The sequence below is a fragment of the Acinetobacter sp. FY731 genome, from assembly GCF_059515905.1.
This window is the reverse complement of sequence record NZ_JCAKNB010000001.1, coordinates 244416-257006: the sequence shown is the minus strand read 5'-3', so window position 1 is coordinate 257006 and position 12591 is coordinate 244416. Positions and strand designations below refer to the sequence as shown.

Annotated in this window: 15 protein-coding genes, 4 tRNA genes, 1 pseudogene and 1 riboswitch; of the genes and pseudogenes, 4 read left to right on the top strand and 16 right to left on the bottom strand. The window is 37.6% G+C overall.

Annotation, left to right across the window (positions count from 1 at the left end):
* Positions 1–47 precede the first annotated feature (47 nt).
* Entirely contained in the window at positions 48–1934 is a 1887-nt protein-coding gene (gene rpoD, locus AC5YC8_RS01335; protein WP_496117470.1) for an RNA polymerase sigma factor RpoD, read from the bottom strand.
* Between the two features lie 372 nt (positions 1935–2306).
* On the opposite strand from rpoD, the gene AC5YC8_RS01330 reads away from it, so the two are divergent.
* Together AC5YC8_RS01330 and AC5YC8_RS01325 are read left to right on the top strand one after the other, a co-directional pair.
* Positions 2307–2510: a PA3496 family putative envelope integrity protein gene (locus AC5YC8_RS01330; RefSeq protein WP_496117472.1), complete on the top strand. Its 204-nt coding sequence runs from the start codon at positions 2307–2309 to the stop codon at positions 2508–2510.
* 66 nt (positions 2511–2576) lie between these two features.
* Positions 2577–3101: a YecA/YgfB family protein gene (locus AC5YC8_RS01325; RefSeq protein WP_496117474.1), complete on the top strand. Its 525-nt coding sequence runs from the start codon at positions 2577–2579 to the stop codon at positions 3099–3101.
* 98 nt (positions 3102–3199) lie between these two features.
* On the opposite strand, the gene AC5YC8_RS01320 is transcribed toward AC5YC8_RS01325, so the two are convergent.
* From AC5YC8_RS01320 to trhO, 4 genes are all read right to left on the bottom strand, one after another.
* Entirely contained in the window at positions 3200–3613 is a 414-nt protein-coding gene (locus AC5YC8_RS01320; RefSeq protein WP_496163286.1) for an ABZJ_00895 family protein, read from the bottom strand.
* A gap of 35 nt (positions 3614–3648) precedes the next feature.
* Complete coding sequence (locus AC5YC8_RS01315) at positions 3649–4266, bottom strand: DedA family protein (RefSeq protein ID WP_496163384.1); 618 nt, start codon at positions 4264–4266, stop codon at positions 3649–3651.
* Between the two features lie 42 nt (positions 4267–4308).
* A complete protein-coding gene (locus AC5YC8_RS01310; RefSeq protein WP_496163285.1) occupies positions 4309–4581 on the bottom strand; it encodes an FUSC family protein in 273 nt (90 codons plus the stop codon).
* 258 nt (positions 4582–4839) lie between these two features.
* On the bottom strand, positions 4840–5772 hold the full coding sequence (gene trhO, locus AC5YC8_RS01305) for an oxygen-dependent tRNA uridine(34) hydroxylase TrhO (protein WP_496163284.1): 933 nt from the start codon (positions 5770–5772) through the stop codon (positions 4840–4842).
* 169 nt (positions 5773–5941) lie between these two features.
* Between trhO and AC5YC8_RS01300 the strand changes: the two genes are divergently transcribed.
* Together AC5YC8_RS01300 and AC5YC8_RS01295 are read left to right on the top strand one after the other, a co-directional pair.
* A complete protein-coding gene (locus tag AC5YC8_RS01300) occupies positions 5942–6430 on the top strand; it encodes a DUF1289 domain-containing protein (RefSeq protein WP_496117482.1) in 489 nt (162 codons plus the stop codon).
* 47 nt (positions 6431–6477) lie between these two features.
* Positions 6478–7088 (top strand): annotated as a pseudogene (locus tag AC5YC8_RS01295) (LysE family translocator).
* A 51-nt stretch (positions 7089–7139) separates the two neighbouring features.
* Here AC5YC8_RS01295 and ribB read toward each other — a convergent pair.
* The 11 genes from ribB to lolB all read right to left on the bottom strand — a co-directional run bounded on the left by ribB (position 7140) and on the right by lolB (position 12590).
* Complete coding sequence (ribB, locus tag AC5YC8_RS01290; protein ID WP_496163283.1) at positions 7140–7799, bottom strand: 3,4-dihydroxy-2-butanone-4-phosphate synthase; 660 nt, start codon at positions 7797–7799, stop codon at positions 7140–7142.
* Positions 7800–7913: 114 nt separating this feature from the next.
* Positions 7914–8071: riboswitch (FMN riboswitch) on the bottom strand.
* A gap of 147 nt (positions 8072–8218) precedes the next feature.
* Entirely contained in the window at positions 8219–8599 is a 381-nt protein-coding gene (gene panD, locus AC5YC8_RS01285) for an aspartate 1-decarboxylase (protein WP_153372096.1), read from the bottom strand.
* A 146-nt stretch (positions 8600–8745) separates the two neighbouring features.
* Positions 8746–9327, bottom strand: coding sequence for an aminoacyl-tRNA hydrolase (pth, locus tag AC5YC8_RS01280; protein WP_496163282.1), 582 nt, complete (start codon positions 9325–9327; stop codon positions 8746–8748).
* Between the two features lie 19 nt (positions 9328–9346).
* Complete coding sequence (rplY, locus tag AC5YC8_RS01275) at positions 9347–9643, bottom strand: 50S ribosomal protein L25 (protein WP_496163281.1); 297 nt, start codon at positions 9641–9643, stop codon at positions 9347–9349.
* A gap of 99 nt (positions 9644–9742) precedes the next feature.
* Entirely contained in the window at positions 9743–10696 is a 954-nt protein-coding gene (locus AC5YC8_RS01270; protein ID WP_496117493.1) for a ribose-phosphate pyrophosphokinase, read from the bottom strand.
* Positions 10697–10732: 36 nt separating this feature from the next.
* Positions 10733–10807 (bottom strand) — tRNA-Gln (locus AC5YC8_RS01265).
* 91 nt (positions 10808–10898) lie between these two features.
* Positions 10899–10973, bottom strand: a tRNA-Gln gene (locus AC5YC8_RS01260).
* Positions 10974–10992: 19 nt separating this feature from the next.
* Positions 10993–11067: transfer RNA gene (locus tag AC5YC8_RS01255), tRNA-Gln, on the bottom strand.
* A 28-nt stretch (positions 11068–11095) separates the two neighbouring features.
* A tRNA-Gln gene (locus AC5YC8_RS01250) sits at positions 11096–11170 on the bottom strand.
* On the bottom strand, positions 11169–11999 hold the full coding sequence (gene ispE / locus AC5YC8_RS01245; RefSeq protein WP_496163383.1) for a 4-(cytidine 5'-diphospho)-2-C-methyl-D-erythritol kinase: 831 nt from the start codon (positions 11997–11999) through the stop codon (positions 11169–11171). Before ispE ends, AC5YC8_RS01250 begins: the two co-directional genes overlap by 2 nt.
* A 12-nt stretch (positions 12000–12011) precedes the next feature.
* The gene (gene lolB, locus AC5YC8_RS01240; RefSeq protein ID WP_496163280.1) at positions 12012–12590 is read right to left on the bottom strand and encodes a lipoprotein insertase outer membrane protein LolB; all 579 of its coding nucleotides are present in this window, start codon (positions 12588–12590) and stop codon (positions 12012–12014) included.
* Position 12591: the final 1 nt, after the last annotated feature.

Here is a 12591-nt window from a genome sequence, read left to right as displayed (position 1 = left end):
TGGAGATGAAAATATAACTTTTCAAGTCTCCATGATGTAATTATAAATTAGTCATTTTCTAAGAATGAGCGAAGGTGCTCAGAACGAGAAGGGTGACGTAATTTACGTAAAGCTTTTGCTTCAATCTGACGAATACGTTCACGTGTTACATCAAACTGTTTACCTACTTCTTCCAAAGTATGGTCGGTTGGCATATCAATACCAAATCGCATTTTTAAGACTTTCGCTTCACGCTCAGTTAAGTTTTCAAGAACTTCGCGAGTTGCTTCTTTTAAGCCTTCAGAAGTTGCGGCATCAATTGGAGATGTGATGTTACCATCTTCAATGAAGTCACCAAGATGCGAATCTTCATCATCACCAATTGGTGTTTCCATTGAAATAGGTTCTTTCGCAATTTTCAGTACTTTACGAACCTTAACTTCATCCATTTCCAGACGTTCGCCTAATTCTTCAGGAGTAGGTTCACGCCCCATTTCTTGAAGGAGTTGACGAGATACACGGTTGATCTTGTTGATTGTTTCGATCATGTGTACTGGAATACGAATAGTACGCGCTTGGTCGGCAATAGAACGTGTAATTGCTTGACGAATCCACCAAGTTGCATAAGTTGAGAACTTATAACCACGACGGTATTCAAACTTGTCTACAGCTTTCATCAAGCCGATGTTACCTTCTTGAATTAAGTCGAGGAACTGTAAACCACGGTTGGTATATTTTTTCGCAATCGAAATTACCAAACGTAAGTTAGCTTCAACCATTTCTTTCTTAGCGCGACGAGCTTTCGCTTCACCTACAGCCATGCGTTTAGAAATTTCTTTAATTTCTTTAACGCTTAAATTTAAGTCTTTTTCAATATCAGCAATCTTTTGTTGGAAAGCTAATACATCAGGACGAACTTTTTCTAAGTAAGGGCGCAATTCAGCAGGTGTTTTTGCGATTTGCTCATCTAACCAAGCAGGGTTCGACTCTTGACCTGGGAATGATGTACGGAATTGAGTACGATCCATACGACCACGACGAACTGCATAACGCATTGTTTCACGTTCTGAAGTACGAATGCTTTCGTGAGTACCACGAATCATTTCTGAAATAATGTCAAATAAACGAGGTGTGAATTTAAACATCATGAATACACTTGCAAGTGATTCAAGTGCTTCAGCACCTTCTTTACTGTTGCGACCATGTTTTTCAAAAACAGTACGTGTGTTTTTCCAAACGGTTTCTAATTCAGTAAAACGTGCTTTTGCAATTTCAGGATCTGGACCAGATTCACCTTCAGACTCATCATCACTTTCAGATTCTTCGTCTTCGTCTTCATCATCAAGTTTTGCAGCTTTAGAAGATTTAGAAGTTGTTTCCTCTTCTTTTTCAAGGTCAGCTTCTTCTTCTAGAACTTCAGGAATTTCTTCGTCACTTTCAGGGTCTAAATAACCTGAAAGAATATCGGCAAGACGACGTTCGCCTGTTTCGTAATCTTTGTATTCTTGAAGTACAACTTCAACAGCGTTTGGCCAGTAAGCGATTGAATGAAGGACATCTCGAATACCTTCTTCAATACGTTTAGCAATACTAATTTCGCCTTCACGTGTTAAAAGTTCAACAGTACCCATTTCGCGCATATACATGCGAACAGGGTCAGTTGTACGACCTGGCTCATTTTCTACAGAGGCAAGTACTGCAGCAGCTTCTTCTTCAGCAACTTCATCGGTAGCTTCGCTGTTGCCTTCAAACATCGTATCATCAGATTCAGGCGCGCGCTCATGTACAGGAATACCAACGTCTTGAAGCATTTGAATAATGTCTTCAATCTGCTCGCTCTCTGTAATTGAGTCGGGTAGATGATCGTTAACCTCAGCATAAGTTAAGTAACCTTGCTCTTTGCCTCGGCTAATCAGAGCCGCTACTTGCGAAGTAGGGGAAGTCATATCGCTCATCTTTGCTTACTCTTCGTTGAATCTGTGGCGTGGAAAAACCGTGCATAATAGCACAATTTGCTTTAAATAGCTTTCGAATTGATCGGTCAAACTAAATTTTGTGAAAGTGTTTGAATTACCAGTTGTATATAAATATGGGGCTAGACTGAAATTTTTCAAGTCTTTGCTCCTTTTAAGCTAAAAATATTTTTGTAATTTTACCATATCAATAATAGCAAACTAACTCGCTAATAAATACACGAATTTACGAAATTATTACAAGTATAAACTCGTGAATAAGAGAGGAAAATATAAATAAAACTTGACAAGATTTCGAAAGGACGATAAATAGCGCCTAGACCCATTCACTTTTTTCATTCAGAGGTAGTTTTAGTGTCTTCTACAGATTTTGAACTAGATGATAGCTACAGTAATGATGATGATGTTAATTTTGATGAATCATCAAGTAAAATTAGTGCAAAAGAGTCATTAGAGAAACGTCGTTTAATTGATGAACTACTTGCACAACGTCGCTTAGAGCGAGAATTAAAAGATTTTGATTACGACTTCGACGACGATGACGATTTAGATGACTAAAATCTACAGTAAAGCAAAAGTTAAATGCTATGCTATACATCTTGAATATCTAAGTTTGGATTTGAAATGAGTGCTTTAGATTTAGACCTGTTGAGTGAATATCTAGATGGTGACCAAAACGAACATGGTCTAGATTTCGCAGCAACTCATGGTTTTTTGTGTGCTGTTGCCGTTGGTCCTCAATTTAGCAAATGGCTAGATGAGCTTTTTGATAACAATCAAAAGAAAGTACCTGCAGAAATTATTGCGCAAGTAAAAGCTTGGTTGGAATCACTTCGTCAAAATTTGGCAAATGAAGAGGGGATTGAATTTCCTTTTGAAATTGAAGAAGCAGACGTTGAATCGAGCCTTGGTGATTGGAGCGTAGGTTTTGTTGATGCAATGTTCTTGAATGAGGATGCATGGTTTACTCCTGAATTTGAAGAGCAGTTAATCGATTTAACATTGCCGATGATGGTCTTTAGTGGTGTAGATGAAGAAGATCCACAAATGGAATCTTTCCGTCGCAATGGTCAGTTAATGGATGAAATTGCAGAAGAAATTCCTGACAATTTAAATGAATTGTATTTGATGTATCACACACCAGCTTAATGTTGCATTTTTCGTTGTAATAATAGTGATACATGTATTTTTGAGTGTATTGTTAGATTTAAAAAAGCACCTGTAAAGGTGCTTTTTTATGATATGTATTATTTTAAATTTCGATAAGTGTGTTGTGCATACCAACCATATGCAATATGAAAAATTGCACCATGTAGAGCAACTAGACACAACATAACAACAGCTGCTAGCGCTAAACCTGAATGATCTGCCGATTTTAAAATTTCTTCTGCATTTGGGTTCATTAAGATTAAAAAGAAAACAAAGAAACTACCAATAATTAAGCCAACTGCACTTGAACCCCAAACGAGTTGAACTTTTTCTTCAGGTAAAGGAAGTCGCATTTCTTTTTTTACAAAATACCTTGCACTAATGAATGCGGATGCAACTAATGCAGGAAGGAGAGTAATTCCACCAAGATTAAGCATAAAAATAAGGATAGTGGTGACAAGTACTAGAGCAATGCTATAAACAGCAGCAAAGTACTTTAAATAATGTGCCATAAGTTCCCCAAGCAGTGTTTTAAAAGTTCTAAATTTTATACAACATGCGATTTACGCTTATTACGACGATACCATATCCACAGAAAAATAATGAGGACGATGCCAATAATAAGATATCCAACTTGGCTAAATATTTGATGCATAAGTGCTTTATTTGCGCCAAAATAGAAGCCGACATAAGCGAGAAATGTTGTCCAAATAATAGTTCCTAGACTGCTATAAAACATAAACTTCCAGAAGGGCATTCTACTCATTCCTGCTGGTATACTAATGAGTGATCGAACAGCGGGAATCATTCGACCAAAAAATACAATTCTATGTCCGTATTTTTCAAACCAAATCAGTGATTTTTTTACATCTTGAGATTTAATAAATAAAAACTTTCCGTAGCGATCTACAAAATTGAATATTGTTTCGTGTTTGAATTTATAGCCAATCCAATAAAGCAGTGCAGCTGCAAGTAAAGAACCTATACAGCCGGAAATAATTACACCTAAGAGCATAAGCTGATGTTGTGAGGCTGCATAACCGGCTGAAGGCATAATGATTTCAGAGGGAATCGGGGGGAAGACATTATCGAGGAACATAAGAATGGCTATTCCTAAATAGCCAAGTTGTTCCATAATAGAAAGTACCCATTCATTTAAAGTCATCATGTTTTATAAATATTGAGAATTGATTTAATTCCTAATATTTTAATCAATTTTGAGAATTGTGTTGATATAAACTTTTCGTAAAATGTAAGCAAAACAAATGGGGGAAATACTCAAAAATACAAAAAATAGAGTGGTTGTATTAAGCTGATAGGAGATAAATAAAGATAATATTCCACCAATTAACGCACCTAGAAAAACAATAAATAGATGTGATTTTTGTTCAAGAATATTTTTTAATTCAACGTCTAAATTTGAAAGTTCATAATTTGAGTGTGCGATAGGATGAGATGAATTTTTAATTGAATTTGACATTTCGAGCACCTATTTTTATTAGATATTTAAGCGATTGAATGTGGTTCAAAATTAAATTAGCAAACTAGAACAGGCGAAATGGTATATTTTTGTGTGATTTCAATCACATCTTTGTTGTTAAGAAGCACAATTTGTTATTTTTAGTTAAGTTATTGATTGAGTATTGATGTGGTTTATGTTTGGTTTGGTATTTTTATACGATTTTAAAATTGTGTTAATGAAAAAAAGGGTCAAAATTTTGACCCTTTTTATATTTAATTAAAGACGCTTACGTTTTGCTGCCAAAATTTGAGATTGGCGCATACGGAAACCATCTTTTTGTTTTTCAGTAGTTTTATCAATACAATAAACACAAGAAACACCATGTTCATAGCTAGGAAGTTCAACTTCTTCAGGAAGTAAAGGCCATCCGCAAGCGTGGCACTTAATATTTGCACCTTCTTCCATACCGTGAGTTACGGCAGTACGACCATCAAATACGAAGCATTCACCTTCCCACATGCTTTCCTCAGCAGGTGTTTCTTCTAGGTATTTGAGAACGCCACCTTTAAGGTGATAAACCTCATTAAAGCCTTCTTGTAAAAGTAGTGAAGTTGATTTTTCACAACGAATACCACCAGTACAGAACATCGCAATTTTTTTGTCTTTATGCTGTTCTAGGTTTTGCTTAACATATTCAGGAAACTCACGGAAAGTTTCAGTTTTTGGGTCAATTGCACCCTTAAATGTACCTGCTTTATATTCGTAGTCATTACGTGTATCAATAAGAATTACATCATCGCGGGCAATGAGTTCATTCCATTCTTTAGGATCTAAGTAATGGCCTACTAAATCACGTGGTTTAACTTCAACGCCTAAAGTTACAATTTCTTTTTTTAGTTTGATTTTCATTTTGCGGAATGGTTTTTCAGAGCTGATAGACTCTTTATATTCCATTGTCACAAATCCTTCATTTAGAAGGAATTGATGAATTGTATCAACTGCTTGACGGTCACCAGCAACAGTACCGTTAATGCCTTCACCTGCAACAATTAGAGTACCGCAAAGATTGATTGTTTTTACCAAATCTAATAAACGTTGTTGAAGATCGGCAGGATCTTGAACTTCTTTAAATTGGTAAAGTGCTGCAACAACCCAATCAGTGGTCGCTTGCTGTTCTACAGGTGCAAGCTGTTCTACAGTAGCGTTCATGGAATACTCCAAAATATGTAGGATAAAAAATAAGGCGCATATTCTAACCTGAAAAGTTGGAATTGGCGAGAAAACCCATTCGTATTTATGGTTTTTAAATCTGCATTCAACAGGTATGATGCATAATTAAAATCATTCAAACATTAGTGTATTTGTATTGGAGTAAATTTTGAGTACTGATCGTCGAATCGCATCATTAACACCTTGTGCGGGGCGTTGCTCTACGGTATTTGGGGATTCGGTATGTCGTGGTTGTCGTCGCTTTAACCATGAAGTAATTAAATGGAATACGTACTCATTAGAGCAACAAAGTTCAGTTTGGCATCGCTTAGATGCTCAACTTGATCAGATTTTAGTACCCATGTTGCCTTTGGCAAATGTAGAGCAAGCTGAAAAATTTGTATTGTCTAAGCGCGTGCGTTTACGTGAAGATGCATCTAAAGGTCGTAAGCTTTATCATGCTTTAAAGATTTGTGAAAAAAATAAAAATTTTGCCGATGAAAGTGGTTTGGGTATTCAAGAGAAGCAAGTTAAATCTGTCTGGCAGGAGTTTGAACGACGTGTTTTAGCTTTGGCTACAGCAAGTTTTGAGATGGCATTTTTACGAGCAGATGTTATAAGTTTAAGTTTATTAAAAGATATGGAAGAGAGCGATTAAGCTCTCTTTTTTATTTTTATGATTAAAAGCTAAAAGAGGAGGGAAGTGTGAATTGGACTGAATATTTTCTATATTGTTTTGCTGTTGTTGTGATGATTGCAACACCTGGCCCAGTTATGTTGCTCGTCGCAAGTGCAGGGTTAAAAGGTGGATATAGAAAAGCCTTACAAACGATTTTTGGAACAAATTTAGCATCTTTAATTTTAATTGCATTATCCGTACTTATTTTCAAAGGTTTATTAGATGTCAGTGAATTTTGGTTTAATACAGTCAAAATTTTAGGATGTTTGTATATTGCCTACTTAGGTATTAGTATTATTCGAGAAGCTTTTGCTGAAAAGGCTTAAATGCTGAGGTGAAACTAGAATCATCGGCAGGTGGTTTTAAGCAAGGTTTTTTGGTGGGTATTTCAAATCCGAAAGATATTATTTTCTTTGCATCCTTTTTCCCTCAATTTGTCGGTATTACATCGAACTTAGACTTGAGTTTAATCGTACTAACGCTAAGTTGGATTGTTTTAGATTTTGCAACATTAAGTTTGGTGTATTTAGGATTCAATAAACTCTCTAAGTCTAAGATTTATCATCATATATTGATGCTATGTGGTCTTGTTTTAGTCTTTGTTGCACTCTACGGAATACTCAGTATTTTTATTTAAATTATTAAAAATAGAGTGTCAAAAAAGCTCCCTTTGTTGGGAGCTTTTACTTTAAATATTATGCGTTAAGCGATATTGCACAATTTCATCAATGGTGATCACTGTTAAGTGGTGTGTTTGAGCATAAGCTAAAACTTGAATACCTGATGCCATTGTTCCATCTGGGTTAGTAAGTTCACATAACACACCAGACGGTTTTAAGCCTGCTAAACGTGCTAAATCGATAGTACCTTCTGTATGTCCACGGCGCTCAAGTACACCACCTTTACGTGCACGTAAGGGGAATACATGTCCTGGACGGTTTAAGTCAGAAGCGATAGCACCATCTTTAATGGCAGCTTTTACTGTTGTTGTGCGGTCTTTAGCCGACACACCTGTAGTCACGCCTTCAGCTGCTTCTATAGTGATTGTAAAAGCGGTTTTAAATTGACTTGAGTTATCTGCAACCATTGGTGGTAGTTCTAAATGATCTGCTAATTCATCTGTTAAGCATAAACATACAATTCCTGAACCATCACGAATCATACGTGCCATTGTTTCAGTGGTGAGTGTTTCGGCAGCAACAATTAAATCAGCTTCATTTTCACGATCAAAATCATCCATTACCAAAACAGGTTTGCCTTGGCGGATGTCTTCAAGTGCTTGTTGAATGCGCTCTTCTGCTGGAGTTAAAGCGGAAAAGAAAATTTCGGGTTGAATTAAACTAGACATTGAAACGCTCTCGTAAATTTTAAGTACGGTTGAACATTCCAGGACATGTGAAAATAGGCTCGTAGCGAATTCACCTCTCAATTTATAAAAGAGAGAAAGTGAATATGTGAATGCTGTCGTCTTCTTTCATCCGGACTATACCGTCGGCTTTGGAGTTTCACCAAATCTGCGAATTGTGATTTCACAATAAGCTCGTGGGCTGTTTTAGTTATATATGCGGTATACCCTAAAATTACCACCGGTGGGGAATTACACCCCGCCCTGAAGCGATAAAATCTATTATAGACCTCTTTCAGGTAATGAAGGAGTTCTTTTTATAGAACGATCAGTGCTATCCATAGAATAAAAAATGAGAAGAAAAATTTATGGCAATAAAAAAGCCCGCATTTTGCGAGCTTTTTATATTTGTGAGTTGCGTATTAAGCAACTTGAACTGGAATACAGTTCGCTGTGTGGTTCACAGTATTATTTGGGTTGGCATAAACTAAGCGTGGTTTATGTGCATCTGCTTCAGCTTCGGTAAAATCACCAAATGTTGCAATAATCATTAAATCGCCAACATCTGCTTGAAGGGCAGCACCACCGTTTACAGAGATAATTCCTGAACCTTCTTCACCACGAATTGCATAGGTTGTAAAACGTTTACCATTTGTTACGTTCCACATATGAATTTCTTCATATTCACGGATACCAGCTAAATCTAATAATATACCGTCAATTGCGCATGAACCTTCATAATGTAATTCTGCTTGAGTCACTACGCAACGGTGGATTTTGGCTTTTAATAAACGAGATAGCATAGCTAGCGTCCCCTTAGTCGACCTAAGATTTTATCGGATGGTTAATCAAATATGTATGGCTTACTGAATTAATCATCAGTTGAGGCGCATTTTGCTCTTAAAAAGGCAACAAGGCAAGCAGCATTGATTAACAATTTGTGGATTTATCAGTTCGGTTTATACGCATTAATTTGGTTCATAGCTTGTTGTACATCGCCATCTACCAAAAGTTTAATACGTGATAATGCATGTGAAATTGCATCATCCATTAAATTTTGCTCACTACTTGGTGCTTTACCAAGAACATGACCAGATACACGCTCTTTAGAACCCGGATGACCAACACCAATTCTTAAACGATGGAAGTTGGGACCTGTATGCGGAACAATGTCACGTAAACCATTATGACCACCATGACCACCGCCTGTTTTTAAGCGAATGACACCTGGGTTCATATCGAGTTCATCGTGTGCAATGAGCATTGATTCAGGAGCAATATTGTAGAATTTTGCGAAAGGAACAACACTTTTACCTGAAAGGTTCATGAATGTTGTGGGTAAAAGTAGACGAACGTCTTGACCTTCGATATTACCACGACCACTAATTCCGTGGAATTTAGGATCAGTTTTGAGGGAAATGCCATATTGATCTGCAAGGCGTTCAACGAACCAAAAACCTGCATTATGGCGGGTTTGGGCATACTCTTTACCAGGGTTGCCCAAACCTACAATCAGTGAAATATTAGACACTAATTTACACCATTAACACTTATGCGCGTTTGAAGTCAGCGTGCATTGGAGTGTTTTTAGCTGGGTGACGTTGTAAAGCTTGGATTTTAACGCTTTCAACTTTACCGTCGATGTTGATTTCAACAACTTCTTCAAAGAAAGCGTTGTTTTCAAGCGCTTTAACAAGTTCACGAAGCTCTAAAGTAACTGTTACAGGAGCTGCTTCGCCACCGTAGATGATAGCTGGAACTTTAGCTTGAAGACGAAGGCGGCGGCTCGCACCTTTCCCTTGTACTGCTTCTTCACGTGCTGCTGCGTTTAATACGAAGTTTGCCATGATAGACATCCTATTTAAGTTTAATTGGACTAAATCTGCGACCGATTTAGTACTAGAAAAGCCCTGCAAAAAGCAGGGCTTTGAAATTTTAGCGCTCTATTATAGATAAGAATCGAACATTGCGCTAATAGATTCTTCGTTATTAATACGACGAATTGTTTCAGCAACCATACTTGCTACTGAAACTTGGCGAATCTTACCAAGTGCTAAAGCTTCTTCTGAAAGAGGAATAGTGTCTGTAACAACTAATTCATCAATAACAGAGTTCTTTAAGTTTTCAATCGCTTTACCAGATAAAACTGGGTGAGTTGCATAAGCGACAACTTTGCGAGCACCAAAAGTTTTTAATGCATCAGCGGCTTTACAAAGAGTACCTGCAGTATCCACCATGTCATCAACAATGACACAGTCACGATCTTTAACATCACCAATCAAATGCATCACTTGTGATTCATTTGCTTTTTGACGACGTTTATCAATGATCGCAAGATCGATATCACCCATTTGTTTAGCAACAGCACGAGCACGTACTACACCACCAACGTCAGGCGAAACAACCATCAGATTGTGATGCGACTGTTGGCGTAAGTCAGCTAAAAGCGCTGGCGTACCGTAAATGTTGTCAACAGGAATGTCGAAGAAACCTTGGATTTGGTCGGCGTGAAGGTCGATCATAACAACACGGTCAACACCTACAGTTGTAAGCATATCTGCTACAACTTTTGCAGTAATTGGAACACGAGCTGAACGAGGACGACGATCTTGACGAGCATAACCGAAGTAAGGAATAACTGCAGTAATACGACCAGCACTTGCACGGCGTAACGCGTCAGCCATAACTAAGATTTCCATAAGGTTATCATTAGTTGGTGCACAAGTTGGTTGTACGATGAATACGTCTTTACCACGAACATTTTCAGTAATTTCGACAGCAATTTCGCCATCAGAGAACTGACCTACAGAGGCAGCGCCTAGAGGAATATGTAAGTGACTTACGACTTTTTGAGCGAATTGTGGATGCGCGGTTCCACTAAAAACGACAAGATTGGGCATGAAGCACCCTTGGCGGTTGGAATATATGGAAATAGATGGCAGGGGTAGCTGGATTCGAACCAACGGATGCCGAGATCAAAACCCGGTGCCTTACCACTTGGCGATACCCCTAATGCGGCAGAACTTTAATATTTTTACAGCGTCATGTCAAGGTTAATTAACATTTGAACAGTAAACTATTGCTCTGTCTTTTTTGAGAAAATGGCAGGGGTAGCTGGATTCGAACCAACGGATGCCGAGATCAAAACCCGGTGCCTTACCACTTGGCGATACCCCTAAATTCGATGACTGTAAGATGGCAGGGGTAGCTGGATTCGAACCAACGGATGCCGAGATCAAAACCCGGTGCCTTACCACTTGGCGATACCCCTAATACAGTACATCTACAGGTGAGTTAAATGGCAGGGGTAGCTGGATTCGAACCAACGGATGCCGAGATCAAAACCCGGTGCCTTACCACTTGGCGATACCCCTAACAAACTTCAAAATGGCGTAATGGAGATTCTTTTAAACTACAAACCAAGTAAGATTTACATGGTGAATTTTCAAGAATGTCATTAACATTCATTTCTTTAGTTACCTCAATAAACACACAAGCACCTGTACCTGTAAGTTTTGCTTTACCGAACTGATCTAAGTATTGCATTGCTTCATTTACTTCTGGATATAAACTTCTTGCCAAAGGCTCAAAATTATTTCCAAAATTAGATGGCGTTAACTGATAGGCGCAAAATTTAGTGGGCTTTGTGTCTCTTGTCAATGATTTTTGCGAAAAAAGCAGTTGAGTGCTGATAAAACAATCAGGTTTTAAGACAATGAATTTTTTTTGATCTAAGTCTATGAATGTTAAGTGTTCGCCAATGCCTTCTGCCCAAGCATTTAAACCATGTACAAAAATAGGAACATCTGCTCCTAGCTTTACACCTAAATCTGCAAGTTGCTCAATAGATAAACCACATTTCCATAGTTGATTAACCACAATGAGTGTTGTTGCTGCGTTGGATGATCCTCCGCCTAAACCAGCACCCATTGGAATATTTTTTTCAATAGAAATATTTAAACCTGTTAGCTTTTTCGCATAAGGTTTTAGAATTTCTGTGGCTTTGAAAATTAAATTTTGCTGCAAATCTACGTTATTTAAACCATCAATTTGAATTTTATGAGATTCATTGGGGTTAAATTCCAACCAATCATATAAATCAATGAGTTGGAAGATACTTTGCAATTCATGGTAGCCATTTTCACGGCGTCCAGTAATGTGCAAAAACAGGTTAAGTTTGGCAGGTGAGGGAACACGAATCATAGACATACAAAATTAACGGTTTTGAATAATCATTGTAATACGATTTTCTTGCCCAGACTCAAGTGCTTGCTTCAAAATTAGTTTATTTGGAAGTGTTGCTTGGTCGTTGTAAGTTAAATCGACAGTCCAATCGTCTTCAATAAATTGAATTGGACGATTATTCTCATCTTTGTGAATTTTTGCAGTTGATGAAGCTGGTCGTGCTTGAATCCAACTGACTAAATTTGTGATGGGTGCTTTCCATCCTGTTGCTTGTTCTAGAAGCTCTTCTGGGCTACTGGCTGTTACTAAACCAGTATTTGAGCTGTTTAGTGTCACATGTCCTGGTTTGCCTGAAATTTGTGTTTTTCCTATACCCAACATACCACTGAGTTCAATATCAAACTCTTGCTGTTCTTGAACCCATCGAAAGAATGCACTTCCAGATTGTTGTGGTGTTCGTACACCAATTTTTCCTTGTAAATTAAATTGATTATTGGCTTCTACCAATTGTGTTGGAGCACTACCAAGGGGTTGAGTGAATTGCTGACAACCTGTTAAGCAAATTGTGCTTGTGATAAGACTTAAACTTAACTTTTTAAAAGTTCCCATG